The following is a 19,170-nucleotide window of genomic DNA, read 5'->3' as shown; positions in this document are numbered from 1 at the left end:
CTGTTCTCATCCCTTCCCGACAATCTTATCGACAGGCAGTTGGATCATAAAGACCGTTTCGCCGGTTTCGCCGTCATCCTGTAATTCAAATTGCCCTTGAAGGCTTTTCACGACCTCCTGAATGTAATACAATCCCATTCCGGTAGAAGGTTGTCCTGAATCATCATACTTTGAAGTATATCCCGGCGCGAAAATAAGCTTCCGTTTCTTGAGGGGGATGCCGGGTCCGTTGTCGCTGACGCGAAATTCAATCATTTCGTTCAAGCGGCGGACAGAGATGTTGATTGTCCCGTCGCAGCGGATCGCTTCTACCGCATTGGCGACCAAATTGTTCAACAAGGACAGCATCGTATATACATGCACGGGAGGCAGCGCCTCTTCCACATGCAAATTAATCTGGAGCTGTTTGCCCAAGACGGCAGCATATTTTTCATTCGTTCGGACAATCAGATGCCCGACATCTTTCGGATTCATATAGTCCGCAGAGCTCTGTTCGGCGATCATTTTCGATAGTCCCGCCAAAATACGCTGATTATCTTTTTTTATATCATGGACTTGTCCGGAAATTCGCAGCGCTTTCTGGGCAAAATGTTCAATTTCGTCGGATGAGCCGGCATTTTGCAGGCCGCGGTACAAATCATAGCATTCTCTCGTTATTTCTTCCGAATCTCGCAGCGTTTTTTGCAGCTGTACGGACTCTTCGTATAAATCTGAAACGAGCAGAAGGATGCGTTCTTTTTCTTTCCGCTGCAGTTCTTCGTTCACGATCGACTGGCGCAATTGAATGATATTAAAAAAACCGAGAACAAAAAAGGTTCGGATGACCGCGGTTAATAGCAGCGTACCGATGGCATAGAGCTCCGGCGTGTTCAAACTGAAGGACTGGCGGAAAGAGAGCTCGACCCCATTTGCGATAAATTCGGAGACGATGCTGAGAACTCCGACCCGCAGCGGCCGGTACGGGAGCTGATTCAATTTCATGAACTGAAACAAAGCAGCGTAAGTCAGGTAATAAAAAAAGGCTGGATAATGCAGTTGAAAAAGCTCCGCAAACGAAACATCTCCCGTGTAAATGAACTGCCAGCCGATGCGAAACGCAACCACATCGATGCCGACCAGAAGACCGGATAATAAGGGGGGAACCCTTTGAATCCATAATAAAAAAAACAAAAATACCGATGTGGCCAGACTGAACCTGAATGGGTCTTGAAAAGGATGGAAATTGATTTCTCCGGCAACAGGTACGGCAAACAGCATAAGAATTAACGCAGCTGTATTCGCTTTCAACAATTGTACACTTCCCAACTTCCACTGTGGCGTCAAGATTTCACAACTAAGGATTCGCATCTCAGATTGGATTTTTATTATACGGAATTTCAAGGATTAAAAACAATATTCGAAATGAAATAAAGCGTCAAACTTTGCCTCTAGCAACAGCATTTGCGGATCTCATGAAACAGTGCTGCGGAAGGCATGCGTCACATAAGATGACACTGATTTATTTTTTGAAGTCTGTTTTTGTAGATTTTAGTAGGTGTCCATTTAAGATCTTAACACCATGTTATGAAAATTGGCTAATCTTCAAGCGTCGATGCGGGATAAGCAATAACATTAATCGGAGAGGTGCTGTAATGCAAGAGCTGTTATCAAATGTTGTTCTTCAAATCAATGATTTTTTATGGTCGTATCTCATCATTATTTTGCTCGTCGGAATCGGTCTTTTCTTTACATTCAAGTCCAGATTTCTGCAAATCCGAATGTTAAGAGAGATGTTTCGTGTTTTAAAAGAAGGAAGGACGAGCGGGGGTAACGGGATTTCGCCTTTTCAAGCGTTCTGTATCAGTATGGCGGCCCGCGTCGGAACCGGCAATATTACCGGGGTTGCAATTGCGATTTCATTGGGTGGCCCCGGAGCGGTCTTTTGGATGTGGATTATTGCCATTATCAGCTCTGCATCCGGTTTTGTTGAAAGCACACTGGCCCAAATCTATAAAATAAAAGATAAAGGCGGGTTCCGGGGCGGTCCGGCTTATTATATGGAACAAGGCCTGAAGAAGCGCTGGCTGGGCGCGCTGTTCGCCGTATTGATTACACTTTCTTTCGGGCTTGTGTTTAATGCGGTGCAATCCAATACGATTACCGTCGCCTTTGAAAATTCTTTCGGCACGGACCGTTTAACGGCCGGCATTGCGATCACCATTCTGTTAGCCGGAATCATATTCGGCGGAGTGAAGCGGATTGCGAAAATGTCGGAGTACATCGTCATCGTTCTGGCCGTGATGTACATCGGTGTCGCTTTATACATCGTTTTGACAAACATCGTCCGGATGCCGGAAGTGCTTGCTTTAATCGTGAAAAACGCTTTTGGCATCGAACAAGCCATCGGCGGCTCGTTGGGCGCCGCATTGATGAACGGAATCAAACGCGGGCTGTTCTCGAACGAAGCGGGAATGGGGAGCGCTCCGAATGCCGCTGCGACAGCGATCACGTCCCATCCGGTAAAGCAAGGTTTGGTGCAAGCGTTCGGCGTACTGTCGGATACACTCATTATTTGTACAAGCACCGCTTTTATCGTCCTGCTTTCCAATACCTATCAACAGCCGGGTCTTAGCGGTATTGAACTTACGCAGGCTGCATTAAGCCAGCATATCGGTTCCTGGGCATCGGCCTGCCTGGCGGTCATGATTTTTTTGTTTGCATTCAGCACATTGATCGGCAATTATTTTTACGGCGAAACCAATATCGAATTTATCAACACCAATAAAACGTGGCTGTTTATTTACCGGATCAGCGTGCTCGCAATCGTATTGTTCGGCTCGGTGGCCAAAGTTCAGCTTGTATGGGATATGGCGGACTTGTTTATGGGCTTAATGGTTGTCGTCAACTTAGTGGCGATCACATTGCTGTCCAAAATTGCATTTCTGGCATTGAAAGATTATGCAGCGCAGAAAAAAGCAGGGAAGGATCCGGTCTTTTATAAGGACAGCATCGAAGGACTTGAAAACATCGAAAGCTGGGAAAATTCCCCGGCCGCCCGAAACAAAGCGAAGGTCGGTTAAACATCCGGGGATATATTCGAATGTCTCTCAACGCTCAGTTTCCTTACGAAGCATGCGCCAACCGAAATATAATACCCAGAAGAACACGGGACCTGATGTTGCTGCCAAAATAACGATGCTCCAATCCGATACGAACAGCATGGCAACGATGCCAAGAGCGCCTAGTGCGCCGAAAAGGATGCCGGTTGAAGCGAGGGTGCGGGTCATTTCATTGCTCCTGAGTAATGCGTTTCCAAGCAGCGCGATACCGATCCAGGCCAGCATCATCGCGATATCGCCTGCTAAGATGCCGTATGCAAACAGTCCGGTAAATATAACGCCGGTTTCTTGTGACTGCGTTTCGCTCCAATTCTCAGCAAGATGTGGGATTATCGTCAGTTCCATGACGAGAATAAGGATCCAAATTGTCATCGAGACAATGAATAGACCGAATGTTATTCGGGCCGGTTTAGCCTCGTCTGCAACAGCGTTTGCTCCTGCCGCTAACCCGCTGAACAATAACAGGATCGCTGTAAGCATTAAAATATGATCGAATTGCCAGTAGACTGGCGAATGGGCGATATGCGGAAGTACTTTCAAGCCAAGCCATGGGTCCGTTACAAGCGGATGCATCACCGTAGCCAGCAAAAACAGAACTCCGCCCGCCAATATTGCTGTTCCCGCTGCAAAGCTGCCGGTTGCTTTCGTCATAAGCATCCTCCCTTCAATATGAACATTTATCGCCTATTTGCTGCGTGGATAAACGTGATTGGCAATAAACTTGAAGTTGTAAAAATACCAATTTCAATCTTTTTTTATTTGACTTATAATGATAACTGCAATAAAATGTTCAGATTGTCACAGCTGATGCGATGTACTTTCGCAATCACGATGCAAAATATGAACATGAAGAAATAAGGAGAGAAACAGTTTTGAAACAAGCCTTTCGTATTACGGCTTTTCTTCTGTCACTGGCTTTGCTGGCGGTGGCGGGATTTCCGGTCTTGAACGCCTACGGGGCGGAAAGCCAATCGCAGAAAACGTTAGTACTCGGAACAAGCGCCGACTTTGCGCCGTATGAATTTCATAAGACAATTGACGGCGAGGACAAAATTGTCGGTTTCGATATTGAAATCGCGAAGCAGATCGCAGACGATCTGGACGCAAAGCTTGTCATTCAGGATATGAGCTTCGATGCCTTATTGCCCGCCCTGCAAAGCGGGAGAGTGGACCTTGTCATATCAGGTATGACTCCAACGGAGGAGCGGAAGAAGAGTATCGACTTCTCCGACAGCTATTATCAATCCAACCAGGTCATCATGGTCCGTTCGGAGGATACAGACAAGTACCCGACGATGGACAGCTTGAAAGGGGAGAAGATCGGCGTCCAAAAAGGATCCATCCAGGAAGAAATTGCACAGAATATCCCGGATGCCGTTCTCACTTCTCTGGACAAAATTTCAGATTTGGCGCTTCAGCTTCAGACGCAACGGGTGAACGCGGTCGTGATTGAAGACACCGTCGCCAAAGGTTACTTGTCGGACGGGGCGCTGGCGCTTGCGGCGGCAACTCCGGATGAAGCGCCCGTTCAAGCGGCGATCGGAATCCGTAAAGGCAATACGGAGCTGCTCGGCAAAGTAAATGAAACGTTAAGCCGATTGAAAAATGACGGCAGCATTGACAAGATGGTTACGGAAGCCAGTCTTCTGTCAGCGGATAGAGTGCCTCCTTCTGACAACATTTTTAGCATCTTCTGGCAGTATCGAAATTACTATGCGGCTGGACTCGGCTACACGCTGCTGTTGTCCGCGCTTGGGGTATTGTTCGGATTTGTCATCGGCTTGCTGATTTGCTTGCTGCGAATGACGGGAATTAAAGTTTTACAGTGGCTCGGATCGGCATATGTCGAGCTGCTTCGCGGAACGCCGATGCTTGTCCAGCTTATGATTATCCATTACGGATTGGCGTTAACGCTCGATATTAATTTTTCGCCGCTGCAGTCCGGTATCATCACCTTGTCCTTGAACAGCTCGGCTTATTTGGCGGAAATATTCCGTGCCGGCATTCAAGGTGTCGACCGCGGCCAGATGGAAGCCGCCCGCTCGCTAGGCATGACCCGCGGCAAAGCGATGAGGCTTGTCATTTTACCGCAGGCATTCAAGTCTGTGCTGCCGGCCATCGGCAACGAATTTGTGACCATTATCAAAGAATCGTCGATCATTTCCGTCATCGGCATGGTCGATATTATGTATCAGGCACAGGTCGTCAAAAATATTACGTACAAGGGACTCAGTCCTTTTTTGATCGCGGCGGCCATGTATTTTATGTTGACATTCATTCTGTCCAAGCTGCTTGGAGTCTGGGAAAGGAGGCTCTCCGTTCATGATCGCCGTTAAACAGCTGCGCAAATCGTTCGGCAAGAATGAAATTCTGAAAGGGCTCGACATTACGATCGCCAAAGGCGAGGTTGTCGTTGTCATCGGCCCCAGCGGTTCGGGGAAAAGCACATTCCTGCGCTGTCTCAATTTGTTGGAGGAGCCTACTGGCGGGGATATTTTATTTGAAAATGAACCGATCACGGCTCGCGGCCATAATATCAACGCAACCCGGGAGAAGATGGGAATGGTGTTCCAGCATTTTAATCTTTTTCCGCATAAGACCGTACTGCAAAATTTAACGCTTGCACCGGTTCAAGTAAAAGGCAAGTCGCCGAAGGAAGCCGAGAAGATCGCTCTTGATTTGCTCCAGACGGTAGGCTTGGCCGATAAACGGGATGTCTATCCGAACCAGCTATCGGGCGGCCAGAAGCAGCGCATCGCGATCGCCCGCGCTTTGGCCATGCAGCCTCATGTGATGCTGTTTGACGAGCCGACATCGGCGCTTGATCCCGAGATGGTCGGGGAAGTGCTGGATGTCATGAAGAAGCTTGCGGAAGGCGGAATGACGATGATCATCGTGACGCATGAAATGGGTTTTGCCCGCGAAGTAGGGGATCGAATCATTTTCATGGATAACGGCCTGATCGTCGAGGAGGGCACGCCTGAGCAGGTGTTCGGCAATCCGTCACACCCCCGTACGCGAGATTTTCTCGCGAAAGTATTGTAACGGGATACAGCTCAAACTGAACGCATGAACGGCAAACAGCCGTAAGCAAGCCTTTCCGGATTTTTAGTCCGGGAAGGCTTTTTTTATAAAGAATCGTAATACCGTTATTTCAGGAATCATTCGACTCTCTAGAGCGATAACGAACCCTGCAATCATTATTTCATCAAAAAACAAGCCAACCGAGTCGATAGGAATAGAATAGTGGCGCTACGATTCGTTAGAGCTTGGAAGAGGTTCAATATGCACAAATAACGATGACTCGGTTCGCAAGCCATACGAGTGGTTTTCTCATCATCATTTCAAGACAAATCTTTCTCTTCACTGTGCGCTATTCGCGGTGCGGCTTGATCAAAGCGATTGTCGCATTAATGATGCCTGCAGCAGGAAAAAATTAAAATTTTTGATGAGAAAAATATACGAATAACAACTAAACGAGCCGATACTACATAGGAAATGATGAATGTGAGCAAAGGAGTCTTATTTACATGAAAAAGATCATTGTCTATCTGCTTGCTGTCTTACTTTCCTTGACGGGGGCGGGCCTTTGCTTCGCAAAGGAAAAACAATTAGGTTATACCGATCCTCAAACGAATCGAACGTTCGTGCCGATTCGGTTACTAAGCGACTATGCCGGCGCAAAAGTAACATGGAATGAAGAGGAGAAGCGGATCGACATTGTAAATGCCGATAAAAATGTAACAATTGTTGTCGGTGAAATGAAAGCAAGTATAAACGGTGCCGCTGTCATGCTCGAAAGTCCGCCTTTTACGAAGGATGGGATTACGTATGTGCCTTTGAAATTTGTGAGTTTTGCTCTCGGGATCCAGCTCGAATGGAAGGCGAACATATCAGCCGTGCTCATGACGTGGAATGGTCAATCCATGCAGCTTCCGGTTATCAAACGAGGATCCATTCAGGAAGATGCGAATCCGATCATTGCTGAACAGCGGACCTTTAAAGTAGGCAATAAAACGGTTCCGGTCCATATGGTAACCGTTTCGTTGTTAGATCCCCGCATTGATCTTGACATTGCGTTGGCTGGCAATGAAATCGGAAAAGTAGAAGAGCTGAAAAGCATTGCGAGCCGTAATGGAGCCATTCTGGCGATTAACGGAACCTTCTTCGATGCCTATACAACGTCCGAAAACAAAAATCCGTACGGATATCTTGTAAACAGCGGAAAGATGCTTCATAAAAGCTCCGGTGATCTTCGAACCATTTTCTTATATGACAGGAACAACTTTGCTGAGCTTATTGCCGGTGCCGACTTCCCCGGCCGCTTCCGGAAGGGGACGATTGACGGGGCGCTGCAGGCAGGGCCGAGGCTCCTGCTCGACGGTAAAGTTGACCTGAATGTGAAACAAGAAGGGTTTAGAGATCCCAAAATTTTGACGGGCGGCGGTGCCAGAAGCGCTCTCGGGATTACCCGTGACCATAAGCTGATCCTTTTGACCTCAAGTGGTGCTACGATCCCACAGCTGGCTTCCATTATGAAACAAGCGGGCGCCTTTCAGGCCATGAATCTTGACGGCGGCGCGTCCAGCGGACTCTACTATGACGGCAAATATATAACGGCTCCCGGCCGACAAATCAGCAATGCAATACTCGTCAAGTATGTGTAGAGAAGGTTCATTTGCTCCACGCTGTACGAATGGCCAATCCTCCACGTTCGTTTAAACGTTAATAAAAAATTAAAATTTGCAAACATATGTTCTATATATTATAATCAAGTTGTGGTTGTAAGGAAAATAATAGGACCGAGGAGCTGTGTGAAGATGACGCTGCGTTTAATTCCTTATTTAGTATTGAACGGAAATGCTAAGGAAGCGATTGATTTTTACGAAAAAGCATTGGATGCCACACTACTTTTTAGCCAAACTTTCGGAGAGATGCCGGAAAACCCCGACTTTCCTTTACCGGCAGAAGCTAAGGATCTTGTGGCACACGCAACGTTAAAAGTTGGCGAGTCGGAGCTTATGTTTTCCGATGCATTCCCGGGACAACCTCACCAATCGGGAAATCAGGTCACCATTTGTATTTCAACGGACGACAAGGAAAAATCAAAACAAATTTTTGAAGTGTTGCAGCAGGACGGCCAAGTGGGTTTGCCTCTGCAAGAAACTCATTTTAGCCCATCATACGGCATTGTTACGGATAAGTACGGTGTTACCTTCCAAATTTACACAGAGGGACAACATTAAATTGTTATAACTCAAGTCGCTATATTTATTTGAATCGATTGGCTGTGAACGGTGAAAATACGCTAAGCCTATGTTGGTTGACGGCTTGGCGTATTTTGTATTTTGATGAAAGAGCGTTTCATGTGGGGGAAGATTGAAGCAAAGCTTGACATTTTTAACTGTATCTAATATTATTACAGTAACAAGTTTAAATTAGAAGACGATGAGCAGGGGGTACGGGCGGATCGTCAATTTTTTAAACCTAAATGTAACCACATTGATTACAGTTAAAAACTTTGGAGCAGGCGGTGAATAAACAATGACAGTTCAAATTAGCGATTGGGTGAAAGGCAAAACGAACAATGGCGAGTTATTTCACGGATTTGTTGAAGCGGAAGCTGACATGCATGGAATCGTAAAGGTGTATGTCGTTAGCTCCGATAACGAAGAAGCAGTCGGCAAAGAGGTCGCCGTGCGTGAACAGTGGCTGAAACTGCTTCCTGAAAGTTCATTGGATGATGCGGGGGCCCTGCAAAATTTTATCGACCTTGCGTTGTCAACACGAGATGAATCGTGGTTTAAGGAGCTTTCCGAACAATTAAGCTCTAATTCAAAATCAGAGAACACCATCAAACAAGCTGCGATTCCCAACCCGTTTCTTAAAAATCGGCTGGGATATTCGGGAATCATGTAATTCTTGCCTCTAGAATTGTCAGAATAGTAGTATAAATCTATTGAGGGCAACGTTGCATTCCCTTTGTTTTTACCAGTGTGTAAAAAACCGCCGCTCCGGCGGTTTTTTCGCATTGCTCAATTCGGCAATCCGATTTCACAGATTCATAAATCGCCGTACAGGTTAACTAAATGATCATATCGTCGGCTTTGAAGTATCTCCGCAATAAAACAGCAGTTGCGGGGTTTCGAACCGGTCGGTGCGTCTTAAGTCTTAAATGAAGGAGAAATTGTCTTTTTCGTGGTATAATGTAAGAAACTAACTTTAGGAGGTGTTCAGATGACCGAATCCGCCTTCCATTAGTTCTTTTGACCAGGAGACTACATACCGTCCAAGAATCAGTTCATGCACATCGCAAGCAATACAGAAGTCCGCATTGCAATGCAATAAAACATGCAGATACTGTGCAAGGATATCAAGTCCGGAGACGGCTTGATCAACTTCCAAGATGGTTTCATAATACTTAAGAAACGCATGTTTTCCAATGTCCCAACGGTTCATCACAAAGGACTGCCATGGCCTGCTCGTATACATTACGGCTTGACGGCTTGGATACGAGGCATTTCTAACGTTACCGACTCATAGAATAATCCAAACCGTTCGAAAAGGAAGTGAAGCCATGAGGAGATATCGATGGATAAAGTGGCGTAAATTCCTCCTCTGGCTAGCAGCCCTCGTCATCATCGGCGTGCTGTTGTGGGCAGGAGGGCCCACAGCTTGGGGAATCGCGTTGAGCATTGTCAGCCTGTTGATGCAGCTGCTCTTCGCCGTAGTTTTCATCATCATTCAATTCGCAGCCCTATTCTGGTTTCTGGCTAGGGGACGCACATACTGGATTTTGCCCGGGGAGACCGGCGCTACATGGAGCGATTACAGGGGCAACCCCGAAATCGTTGAGAATGCTAAACGGATTGTCACCCTGCTCAAGAGTGTCAAAGAGTTCAAGGAGATGGGCGGCGAGGCGATCCGGGGGTTGCTGCTCTGCGGGCCTCCCGGGACCGGCAAGTCCTATCTGGCCCAAGTTATCGCAAACGAAGCACAGGTGCCTTTTGCTTACGCTTCGGCCCCAAGCTTTCAAAACATGTTCTTCGGCGTCGGCAACCTAAAGGTGATGAGCCTTTACAAGAAGGCCCGGAAGCTGGCGAAAGTGTACGGAGCCTGTATTATCTTTATCGACGAGATCGACGCGATCGGCATGAGCCGAATGAGCGGCGGCGGTCAAGGCGGAGGAGGGATGTTCGGCATGGGCGGTGCGGGCCTGCTTAACGAACTGCTTCTGCAGATGGACCCGCCGAACATCGACAACTCCCGGTTTGTCAAGCTGCTTCGTTCACTCGGGCTGAGACGCAAGAAAGCGGAACGGCCGGCGGTGCTTACCGTCGGAGCGACCAACCTGCCCGACGTGCTCGACCCCGCGCTGCTTCGTCCAGGACGCTTCGATCGGCAGCTCTGGGTCGATCGGCCAGACTATGACGGACGGGTAGATGTCTTTGACTACTACCTGCAGAAGGTACGGCGTGACTCTTCATTAACTGCTGAGCGTGCGGCGCTCGACACGATCGGTTACAGTCCGGCACAGATTAAGCACATCGTCAACGAATCGGTCGTCATCGCCCACCAGCGGGGCGTTCAGGCAACCAGTTACGAGGACTTCCGGGCCGCTATGGAAACTTACGAGTGGGGTGTCCAACAGCCGCTCCGCTCCATGAAGGATGATGAGAAGCGCAATGTCGCTTACCACGAAGCCGGCCATGCAGTAGTCCAGTATCTGTTGAAACCTCACGACCGGGTTTGGAAAGTGACGATCATCCGGCGCGGCGGAGCTCTCGGCCTAGCTGCAACAAAACCGACGCATGAGCGGTATAACCGGAGCGACAGCGAGATCTTGGCGGAGATCCAAGTTTGTCTGGCGGCCCGGGCGGTGGAAGAAGAGTTTCTCGGGAAAAAATTAAATGGTGTTACCTCCGATCTGCAGCAGGCTACTGAGTTGGCCGGAGCCTACCTTGGTATGGTCGGCATGGGCGATGAGCTGTTCAGCTGGCTCGCGTTAGGCTCGCGGCCCGATGCGCTCAAGGCGCTCCGGCCAAAGATCAACGAGCTGCTGAAGGACCAGATGCTTCAGGTGAAGACGCTTGTACTGGAACATACGGATTTCGTTCATACGATTGCGGAAGAGCTGCTGAAGCGGGGCGATCTGATCGGCGAAGAGATCGAGGAGATTTATATGCGGCTGTATGGCCGTAGCCGGCCTGAGCCTCCTGAAGTAAAACCCGGTGTATTTATCGATTCATATGCCCAGGCAGCTCCTGCACAGCAGCCGGCAGAGTCCGAAAATGATTCGGAGGATTCCGACTAAACTGTAGCGAAGCTGTTTCCCGGAAGAGCACTTAATGAATGAATGGGAATCATAAGCTTAATATAAACGGGGCAGGCCATTGCGGCGCTGCCTCGTTTTTTATCGTCATCCTTATCGATTGGGATAACTATTCTACTATGGTATAGTGGAAGTAATTATAGTGGAAACGGAGCGAGCAAAACATGGCGCAGGATGTGAATAAGCCGCAGCAACGGGAACGTAAGCCTAATAGCGGACCGGACAAGCGTTACAATGCAGCGGGAGCAGTCAATTCGGCAGGGAACAAGGCGGCTCAATCCCACAAAGGGAACAAACCGCACGAGGCCAATAAGCCGAAGAATACGACCCGGAAGCCAGCCGGTCAACCGGGAACAGCAACCTCAGCCGAGGAAGTTCGAGTGGGAGACCGGATTATTATAACGATCAAACGGATTGGTATAAACGGTGAAGGAGTCGGCTACTACAGGCGCAAGGCCGTATTTATCGGTGGAGCGCTGACCGGTGAAGTCGTTAAAGCAAAAATAACAAAGGTGGAGCCGAGTTACCTGAGCGCGGAAATTATCGAGCTGGAGAAGCGGTCGCGCGACCGCCAGAAGCCGCCCTGTCCCGTCTATGAATCGTGCGGAGGCTGCCAGCTGCAGCATATGACATATTCGGCGCAGCTGAAGGCGAAGGAGGAGATCGTACGTGAATCGTTTCAGCGCTACGCCGGTCTTCAAGAGCTGCCGCTGCGCCCGATTTTTGGGATGAGCGACCCATGGGGATACCGCAACAAAGCTCAGCTGCAAGTCGGGCGTAAAGGTGAGGAGATCATAACGGGACTTTATGCGACAGGATCGCATCGCTTGCTTGATATAAGCGGTTGTGCCGTTCAGCACCCTGTTGTTAATCGCGTAATCGATCAGGTGAAGGCGATTTTAGCGGAGCTGCGGATCCCTGTCTACGAGGAGCGTACTTGCGAAGGGGTTGTCCGTACCGTCGTCGCCCGGGTCGGTCAAGCTTCGGGAAATGTACAGCTGACACTTATCACCGCTAACGACCGACTGCCGGATTCCAGGCGGTTAGTGCAGCGAATCCGTGAAGCATTGCCTATGGTCACCACAATCGCCCAAAATATCCATAAGGGCAAATCGCCGCTTATTTTCGGTGAGAAGACTGTTGTGCTCTGGGGAGAGGACCGGCTGGAGGAAACGCTTGGCGATGTCCGCTTCTCATTATCCCCGCGCGCGTTCTTCCAGCTCAATCCGGAGCAGACCGTGAAACTGTATAACGCCGTACGGGAAGCCGCCTCGCTTAACGGCTCGGAACTGGTCGTCGACGCTTACTGCGGCACAGGCACAATTGGCTTGTGGCTTGCTCCGCATGCCCGGGAGGTGCGGGGCATCGAGATTATCCCCGAGGCGGTGCAGGATGCTCGTGACAATGCGCGCTCGAGCGGGGTCGAGAACGCCCGCTTTTTTGAGGGCCGTGCTGAGCAACTGCTGCCCGAGTGGGTTTCGCGCGGCATCCGACCAGACGTCGTCGTCGTCGACCCGCCGCGCACGGGTTGCGACCGCCCGCTGCTGAACGCTCTCACGCAAGCCCTGCCGGCACGGCTCGTTTACGTATCGTGCAACCCGGCCACCCTGGCCAAAGATTGCCAGGTGCTGCTCGGCAGCGGCTACCGTCTCGAATGGGTGCAGCCGGTTGATATGTTCCCGCATACCTCACATGTGGAGTCGGTCATATTGATGGTTCGAAAATGAGTTCAACGCTCTTGGGCAGAAATGCATGAAAATGTCGCATTTTTGCCCGGTTTGAAGTTCCATTTGACAGATAAATTGCACATCAAATATAATTAGAATGAACGTTCGATCTTTATTTTTTTCTAAAAAATTAGATTGAACGTTCAATTTAAAACTGGAGGTTTTAGCATGAGTAAATCAGTCTTTATTACGGGAACAAGTTCAGGATTGGGAAAACTAACGGCGATACGTTTTGCTCAAATGGGCTGGAACGTAGCGGCCACCATGCGTACGCCCGAGAAAGAAACGGAACTTACGGCTTATGACAATATTAACATTTTCAAACTGGACGTCACAAAAGTGGAGCAGGTTCAAACTGCCGTGGATCAAGCCATAGCCGCTTTCGGGAAGATTGACGTCGTCGTCAATAATGCAGGTATGGGCACTTACGGTGCGTTGGAATTAGCCAAGGAGGAAGCGATCGATTGGCAGTTCGCCGTTAATACTCGGGGGCCGATCAATGTCATTCGAAAATTTTTACCGCATTATAGAGCCAATGGCGGAGGCATGTTTATCAATGTGAGCTCCTTCATGGGGATCACGACAGCGGTGCCGCTCGGATCGCTTTACAACATGTCTAAATTCGCTTTGGAAGGGTTGACGGAAGGACTTTATTATGAACTGAAACCGTTGAATATCGAGCTTAGATTGATCGAGCAGGGCGGCTCTTCAGGAAATAATTTTAGGGAAAGTATTACTTGGAACAGAGATGAAAACATTAAAGATTACGATGATCTGATGACAAAAGTGCAAAATTTAATGAATACCTCTCAAACCAGCGGACTCTTGGATGATCCTCAGATAATCGTTGATGCTATTAGCGCTTTGGCAACGGGAGAAAGCAAGAAATTCCGTACCGTCATCGGAGCAGCAGGCAACGATCTAATGGCTCTTAGAAACTCCGTGCCGATCGAAGAATATTTGGAGACAATCGCAAAGAATTATATGTAACGCAGTTCGGGCGTCTGGAACGGATCTTATTACCGCACTAACGATCGGGCCCTCTTTAGTTGACAAATCCAAAATCAATGCCTAAAATCATGAATGAACATTCGTTTTATGGGACGAAGTATCATTTTTATTGGAGGAAATCAACGGTGTTCGATAAATATCATAAAGTCCAGAAGGCGGTTCTGGAGACTACATTGTCCCTCATTATCGAGAAGGAGCTTCAGGCGACTTCCATGTCATTGATTGCCAAAGAAGCAGGTGTTTCAACAGGAAACATCTATCACTATTTCGATAGCAAAGAATCGATTATTAATGAACTATACAAAGCGATCGTCGAGTTTAATGGAGAAAAAGTGCTTTACGGCTTTTACACCGACGAACCTATACGAGTCCGCATAGAGCGCGCTTGGGAGAATTTGATTCGATTGTCCCTTCAATATCCGCAAGGATTTCGGTTTATTGAACAATATTCTTTCTCGCCGTACATTCACGACGACGTTAAAAAAGAGGCGTATGATGGCGGATGGTGCGGCCCTTTGGAAAAGCTGTATGCGCAGGCGATTCAGGAGAAGTTGTTCATTGAAATGGATCCGTCGCTCATGGCTCAAATGCATTACGGCTCTTTCGTATACGTAATAAAAGGAAATCTGCATGGCAAGTTTACGCTATCGGACGAAGAAATCAAACGTCTTATCGAAGCCGCATGGAATAGCGTCAGTGTTCGCTAGAGGAGGTATTAGATCCGTACGTGTTCAGGCGACGGGTGAAGTAACTCGCAAAGTCGCTGCATGCGGATAGATAATCATGCGCCAAACGATGTTCCCGCTTCTCCGTTTATGTAGTCGTGGGAGTCCACCATTACCGGTTGCAATGTAGAAGCGGGTATGTTAAGATCGTGCTGACACTTAACGATTGGAGTTGAAGAGGATAATGTAATATTTCTTGCCACTTTTTTAAAGAATAAAGCAGCATTTGTTTTATTCTTTATTGGCAAGAAAGTTACCTTATTCTTTTCACTCAAAAAATATATCCTTTTCATACCCTGCACCGGGTTGGATGTGCCGTATTTTTTGAGCTACAAGAAAGGTAACTTTCTTGTAGCTCTTTTTTATTTTGACAAAGGAGGTTGCCGACACATGTCATTGATCAAGGTAACGAACCTGACGTTTGCCTATGACGGCAGTTACGACAACATTTTTGAACATGTAAGTTTACAAATCGATACCAACTGGAAATTGGGCTTTACGGGGAGGAACGGCCGGGGCAAGACTACGTTTCTCAATCTGCTGCTCGGCAGGTATGAATACAGCGGAACGATTTCCTCTAACGTCAGTTTCGAGTATTTCCCGTTCCACGTCAAGCACAAGGAGAACCATACATTCGATGTGGTCGCCGACATCTATCCGGACTATGAGCACTGGCAACTCATGCGCGAGTTTTCGCTGCTGAAGTTGTCAGAAGATGTGTTGTACCGACCGTTCGAATCATTGTCGAGCGGAGAACAAACGAAGGTGCTGCTGGCGGCCCTGTTTTTGAAGGAAGACCGATTTTTGCTCATTGACGAGCCGACCAACCATCTGGACCTGCATGCCCGGAAGCTGGTCAGCGATTATTTGAACGACAAGAGCGGGTTTATCTTGGTGTCGCACGACCGGGCGTTTCTCGACAACTGCGTGGACCACGTTCTTTCGATCAACAAGACCAATATCGAAATCCAGAAAGGAAATTTTTCAGACTGGTGGGAGAATAAACAGCGACAGGACAATTTCGAACTGGCCGAGAACGATAAGCTGAGGAAGGACATTAAGCGGCTGTCCGAAGCGGCCAAGCGAACGAGCAACTGGTCGAACGAAGTGGAAAAAACGAAAAACGGCACCCGTAACTCCGGCTCAAAGGTCGACAAAGGGTACATCGGTCACAAGGCCGCCAAAATGATGAAGCGGTCCAAGTCGATCGAGCAAAGACAGCAATCCGCGATCGAGGAAAGATCCCAGCTTCTAAAAAACGTCGACAGCTCGGAAAGCCTGAAAATATCGCAGATGACTTATCATAAACACCAATTGCTCGAGCTTGACCGCGTTTCGATTCATTATGGCGAGAAAAACGTTTGCCGCGACATCAGCTTTACTGTCGAGCAAGGGGACCGCATCGTACTCTCCGGTCCGAACGGCTCAGGCAAATCCAGCTTGCTCAAATTGATTTGCGGCGAGGAAATTCCTTATTCCGGCACGTTTCGAAGAGGGAGCCAGATGAAAATTTCCTACGTTTCACAAGACACCTCGCAGTTGCGGGGCAATTTGACGGAATTCGCCAGATCCAGCGGGATTGACGAAAGCTTGTTCAAAGCGATTTTGAGAAAACTCGATTTTTCGCGCTTGCAATTCGAAAAGGACATCGCTTCTTTTAGCGGCGGTCAGAAGAAGAAGGTTCTGATCGCGAAAAGCCTCTGCGAACGCGCTCATTTGCATGTTTGGGACGAACCGCTCAATTTTGTCGACGTCATTTCCAGGATGCAAATCGAAGAGCTGCTGCTGGAGCATTCGCCGACTATCCTTTTTGTAGAGCACGACAGCGAGTTTTGCAAACATATCGCAACAAAAATTGTGGAACTGAAAGTTTAACCCACTCTAGGAGGATGAAAGCGATGGACATTGAGGTTGTAGATGATTATGTGAACCGGTTCCTGTTAGGTGAAGCGGTTCACAAAAAAACGAATCTGTTGCCGGAGGTTTACCAATCTATCGACAGATGCACGTAGCGATTACGTCCGCAAGCGCATCGTGTTTTTTCCTGCGTAGTTGGTTAATGACGCATTAAAGCGCCGGATGACGGTTGCTTTTTTGCATTTTCTCCGGCGGTAAGGAGAACACATGAAACCAACCTCGAAATATGAAACGATTGGGCAGATCTTGTCCGACTTCAAGCAGCCTGCGTACCGGTATGAGCAAATTATGGACGCTATTTTTAAACAAAAAATTGCTGAATACGAACGGATCACCATACTGCCTAAATTTTTGCGGGAAGAGTTGGCCCGGACGCTGGGTCCGCACGTCTCCAGTGTTATTCCAGTAAAGGAACTCACATCGCAGCAGGTCAGCAAGGTGCTGTTTGCCATCGGGGGTGGCGAACGCGTAGAGGCCGTACGACTTACCTATGAACGGGGGTGGAAATCGTATTGTATTTCCACTCAGTGCGGCTGCGGGTTCGGGTGCCGCTTTTGCGCCACTGGTACCATCGGCTTGAAACGAAATCTGACCGCCGACGAAATTACCGACCAATTGCTTCACTTTCACATGAACGGCCACGCCTTGGACAGCGTGTCCTTCATGGGCATGGGGGAGGCGCTCGCCAACCCGCACCTTTTCGATGCGCTGGCGATTTTGACCAACCCTCATCTCTTCGGTTTAGGACATCGAAGAATTACGATTTCCACCATCGGCCTGTTGCCGGGAATCGATAGGTTGACGCGGGAGTTTCCGCAGATTAATCTAACCTTCTCGCTGCATTCGCCATTCGATGATCAACGGAGCGAACTGATGCCGATCAATAAGAAGTTTCCGCTCCGCGACGTGCTGAATGCATTGGATTGCCATATCCGGCATACGGGGAGAAAGGTGTATATCGCGTATATTCTTCTTCGAGGGTTCAACGACTCGACGGAGCATGCGAAAGCGGTTGCCGCTCTGTTGAGGGGAAGGGGATCTTGGGAACATCTCTACCACGTGAACCTAATTCCCTACAATTCGACAGAAGTGACGCCTCAAAGCTACTTGCCGTCTGACCCCGATAGGGTCAAAACGTTCGTTCGGACGTTGAAGATAAATGGTGTGAACGTTACGGTCCGAACTCAATTCGGATCGGACATTAATGCGGCATGCGGTCAGTTATACCGAACCGAATAGTCGATTTCGGAAACTAACTTGATTACGCCGGACGCAGCGGGTCTCCGACTGGAAAGAGAAACGGCTGCCATGAAGAGGGCAGCCGTTTTGATTTGCGGCGTAGGCTTTGTGGGGAGTTATCGTATTTCCCTTCATAATGCATACTCCGTCTACTCATGTGGAGTGCTGCTCACTGTTGGTGCGGAAGGACAGTTAAATCGGCAGAAATAGAAGAGACGGGAGTCTGCCGGGGCTTATTGATCAAATAAATGCCGAACCCGATGCTCGCTGCACCCGCCCACACATACCAATGGAGTTCTTCCCCCAATATCAACCATCCTGACAGCACTCCAAACAATGGAACTAAGAACAAGAAGGCGCTGGCTTTTCCGGGGTCGCTTATTTTCAGTATATAAAACCAGGAGACAAATTGGCCGATCGAGCTCATCAGCACAAGCCATGCAAGAACGAATAATTCTTTCGCCAATTGAGTTTTGTCAAGTGCGAACCATGGTTGTTCAAAAAAGACGCTTGCGATCAGAAGGATCGCACCTCCGATGAGCATTTGGTAGGTCGTCATCACCAAAGTATCGAAATGCTTTCCCCAGCGGCTGGTCAGGAGAGTGGCCATTGCCCATGTCATACCTGCAAACAGCGCCAACAAGGCACCAATGTGAAACTGAAAAGAAAATCCTTGCGTCGTCACCACAACCCCAATGAACCCGAGGACCGCACCCGTCCATTGAACCGTCCTGTAATGAATCCCGAGAAACAGGGTACTGAAGATGATAAACCAAATCGGATTTGTTGAGCTAAGAATGGAAGAGGTGCTTGACGGGATCGTTTTCATGCTCAAGTAAATGAAACCCAAAACAAGCGCCGACTGAAATAGCCCGATCATGCCGATTTGCAGCCAGCGAACCGGTTCGTGCGGATGGGGTCTCTTTACGACAAAAGGCAGCATCAGCAGTCCGGCGGCGATGAATCTAAGACCCAATAACAGCAACGGAGACGCAAATTCAAGGCCCATTTTTCCAATGGGAAAGTTCAAACCGGCAACCAGTGTATTAAACAGGATCAGTACGGCAAACATTGAATTTTTCATTGATTTTCCCTCGCATCGATTGACTTTAACCTGAATT

At 48.5% G+C, this 19,170-nt stretch carries 16 protein-coding genes; 12 read left to right on the top strand and 4 right to left on the bottom strand.

Annotation, left to right across the window (positions count from 1 at the left end; genetic code table 11):
* Positions 1-6 precede the first annotated feature (6 nt).
* The gene (locus tag VN24_RS23425; RefSeq protein ID WP_045673627.1) at positions 7-1,287 is read right to left on the bottom strand and encodes a sensor histidine kinase; all 1,281 of its coding nucleotides are present in this window, start codon (positions 1,285-1,287) and stop codon (positions 7-9) included.
* A 344-nt stretch (positions 1,288-1,631) separates the two neighbouring features.
* Here VN24_RS23425 and VN24_RS23420 point away from each other — a divergent pair, with 344 nt between their 5' ends.
* Positions 1,632-3,059 (top strand): alanine/glycine:cation symporter family protein, encoded by a 1,428-nt coding sequence (locus VN24_RS23420; protein WP_045672393.1) that lies wholly within the window; start codon positions 1,632-1,634, stop codon positions 3,057-3,059.
* Positions 3,060-3,086: 27 nt separating this feature from the next.
* Here the strand turns inward: VN24_RS23420 and VN24_RS23415 are convergent, their stop codons facing one another.
* Complete coding sequence (locus VN24_RS23415; protein WP_045672392.1) at positions 3,087-3,749, bottom strand: hypothetical protein; 663 nt, start codon at positions 3,747-3,749, stop codon at positions 3,087-3,089.
* 221 nt (positions 3,750-3,970) lie between these two features.
* On the opposite strand from VN24_RS23415, the gene VN24_RS23410 reads away from it, so the two are divergent.
* The 5 genes from VN24_RS23410 to VN24_RS23390 all read left to right on the top strand — a co-directional run bounded on the left by VN24_RS23410 (position 3,971) and on the right by VN24_RS23390 (position 9,017).
* Positions 3,971-5,434 carry an ABC transporter substrate-binding protein/permease gene (locus VN24_RS23410; RefSeq protein WP_045672391.1) on the top strand — a complete coding sequence of 488 codons (1,464 nt, stop codon included), beginning with the start codon at positions 3,971-3,973 and terminating at the stop codon, positions 5,432-5,434.
* Positions 5,421-6,143, top strand: a complete 723-nt coding sequence (locus tag VN24_RS23405) for an amino acid ABC transporter ATP-binding protein (protein ID WP_045672390.1) — start codon at positions 5,421-5,423, stop codon at positions 6,141-6,143. The genes VN24_RS23410 and VN24_RS23405 overlap by 14 nt, the downstream gene beginning before the upstream one ends.
* A gap of 485 nt (positions 6,144-6,628) precedes the next feature.
* The gene (locus VN24_RS23400; RefSeq protein WP_045672389.1) at positions 6,629-7,765 is read left to right on the top strand and encodes a phosphodiester glycosidase family protein; all 1,137 of its coding nucleotides are present in this window, start codon (positions 6,629-6,631) and stop codon (positions 7,763-7,765) included.
* 153 nt (positions 7,766-7,918) lie between these two features.
* The gene (locus VN24_RS23395) at positions 7,919-8,344 is read left to right on the top strand and encodes a VOC family protein (protein ID WP_045672388.1); all 426 of its coding nucleotides are present in this window, start codon (positions 7,919-7,921) and stop codon (positions 8,342-8,344) included.
* Positions 8,345-8,642: 298 nt separating this feature from the next.
* Positions 8,643-9,017, top strand: coding sequence for an IDEAL domain-containing protein (locus tag VN24_RS23390; RefSeq protein WP_045672387.1), 375 nt, complete (start codon positions 8,643-8,645; stop codon positions 9,015-9,017).
* A 303-nt stretch (positions 9,018-9,320) separates the two neighbouring features.
* On the opposite strand, the gene VN24_RS23385 is transcribed toward VN24_RS23390, so the two are convergent.
* The gene (locus VN24_RS23385) at positions 9,321-9,557 is read right to left on the bottom strand and encodes a hypothetical protein (RefSeq protein ID WP_045672386.1); all 237 of its coding nucleotides are present in this window, start codon (positions 9,555-9,557) and stop codon (positions 9,321-9,323) included.
* 118 nt (positions 9,558-9,675) lie between these two features.
* Between VN24_RS23385 and VN24_RS23380 the strand changes: the two genes are divergently transcribed.
* From VN24_RS23380 to VN24_RS23355, 6 genes are all read left to right on the top strand, one after another.
* A complete protein-coding gene (locus VN24_RS23380) occupies positions 9,676-11,412 on the top strand; it encodes an AAA family ATPase (RefSeq protein WP_052703111.1) in 1,737 nt (578 codons plus the stop codon).
* A 182-nt stretch (positions 11,413-11,594) separates the two neighbouring features.
* Positions 11,595-13,157: a 23S rRNA (uracil(1939)-C(5))-methyltransferase RlmD gene (gene rlmD, locus VN24_RS23375; protein WP_082084093.1), complete on the top strand. Its 1,563-nt coding sequence runs from the start codon at positions 11,595-11,597 to the stop codon at positions 13,155-13,157.
* Positions 13,158-13,325: 168 nt separating this feature from the next.
* Positions 13,326-14,147: an SDR family oxidoreductase gene (locus tag VN24_RS23370; RefSeq protein WP_045672384.1), complete on the top strand. Its 822-nt coding sequence runs from the start codon at positions 13,326-13,328 to the stop codon at positions 14,145-14,147.
* Between the two features lie 146 nt (positions 14,148-14,293).
* Positions 14,294-14,875 carry a TetR/AcrR family transcriptional regulator gene (locus VN24_RS23365; RefSeq protein WP_045672383.1) on the top strand — a complete coding sequence of 194 codons (582 nt, stop codon included), beginning with the start codon at positions 14,294-14,296 and terminating at the stop codon, positions 14,873-14,875.
* Positions 14,876-15,283: 408 nt separating this feature from the next.
* The gene (locus VN24_RS23360; RefSeq protein ID WP_045672382.1) at positions 15,284-16,768 is read left to right on the top strand and encodes an Lsa family ABC-F type ribosomal protection protein; all 1,485 of its coding nucleotides are present in this window, start codon (positions 15,284-15,286) and stop codon (positions 16,766-16,768) included.
* A 249-nt stretch (positions 16,769-17,017) separates the two neighbouring features.
* On the top strand, positions 17,018-18,049 hold the full coding sequence (locus VN24_RS23355) for a Cfr family 23S rRNA (adenine(2503)-C(8))-methyltransferase (RefSeq protein WP_045672381.1): 1,032 nt from the start codon (positions 17,018-17,020) through the stop codon (positions 18,047-18,049).
* 169 nt (positions 18,050-18,218) lie between these two features.
* On the opposite strand, the gene VN24_RS23350 is transcribed toward VN24_RS23355, so the two are convergent.
* Positions 18,219-19,133: a DMT family transporter gene (locus VN24_RS23350; protein ID WP_045672380.1), complete on the bottom strand. Its 915-nt coding sequence runs from the start codon at positions 19,131-19,133 to the stop codon at positions 18,219-18,221.
* Positions 19,134-19,170: the final 37 nt, after the last annotated feature.

It is taken from the genome of Paenibacillus beijingensis (assembly GCF_000961095.1).
GTDB lineage: Bacteria > Bacillota > Bacilli > Paenibacillales > Paenibacillaceae > Paenibacillus_O > Paenibacillus_O beijingensis.
The sequence above is the reverse complement of the archived record's forward strand: the minus strand, read 5'-3'. Positions and strand labels throughout refer to the sequence as shown.

Excerpts from the sequence above, each read along its gene's own strand:
- VN24_RS23380 (WP_052703111.1), top strand. The coding sequence starts at position 9,676 with ATGAGGAGATATCGATGGATAAAGTGGCGTAAATTCCTCCTCTGGCTA.
- VN24_RS23400 (WP_045672389.1), top strand. The coding sequence starts at position 6,629 with ATGAAAAAGATCATTGTCTATCTGCTTGCTGTCTTACTTTCCTTGACG.
- VN24_RS23420 (WP_045672393.1), top strand. The coding sequence starts at position 1,632 with ATGCAAGAGCTGTTATCAAATGTTGTTCTTCAAATCAATGATTTTTTA.
- VN24_RS23370 (WP_045672384.1), top strand. The coding sequence starts at position 13,326 with ATGAGTAAATCAGTCTTTATTACGGGAACAAGTTCAGGATTGGGAAAA.
- rlmD (WP_082084093.1), top strand. The coding sequence starts at position 11,595 with ATGGCGCAGGATGTGAATAAGCCGCAGCAACGGGAACGTAAGCCTAAT.
- VN24_RS23385 (WP_045672386.1), bottom strand. The coding sequence starts at position 9,557 with ATGAACCGTTGGGACATTGGAAAACATGCGTTTCTTAAGTATTATGAA.
- VN24_RS23390 (WP_045672387.1), top strand. The coding sequence starts at position 8,643 with ATGACAGTTCAAATTAGCGATTGGGTGAAAGGCAAAACGAACAATGGC.
- VN24_RS23350 (WP_045672380.1), bottom strand. The coding sequence starts at position 19,133 with ATGAAAAATTCAATGTTTGCCGTACTGATCCTGTTTAATACACTGGTT.
- VN24_RS23355 (WP_045672381.1), top strand. The coding sequence starts at position 17,018 with ATGAAACCAACCTCGAAATATGAAACGATTGGGCAGATCTTGTCCGAC.
- VN24_RS23395 (WP_045672388.1), top strand. The coding sequence starts at position 7,919 with ATGACGCTGCGTTTAATTCCTTATTTAGTATTGAACGGAAATGCTAAG.
- VN24_RS23415 (WP_045672392.1), bottom strand. The coding sequence starts at position 3,749 with ATGACGAAAGCAACCGGCAGCTTTGCAGCGGGAACAGCAATATTGGCG.
- VN24_RS23360 (WP_045672382.1), top strand. The coding sequence starts at position 15,284 with ATGTCATTGATCAAGGTAACGAACCTGACGTTTGCCTATGACGGCAGT.
- VN24_RS23405 (WP_045672390.1), top strand. The coding sequence starts at position 5,421 with ATGATCGCCGTTAAACAGCTGCGCAAATCGTTCGGCAAGAATGAAATT.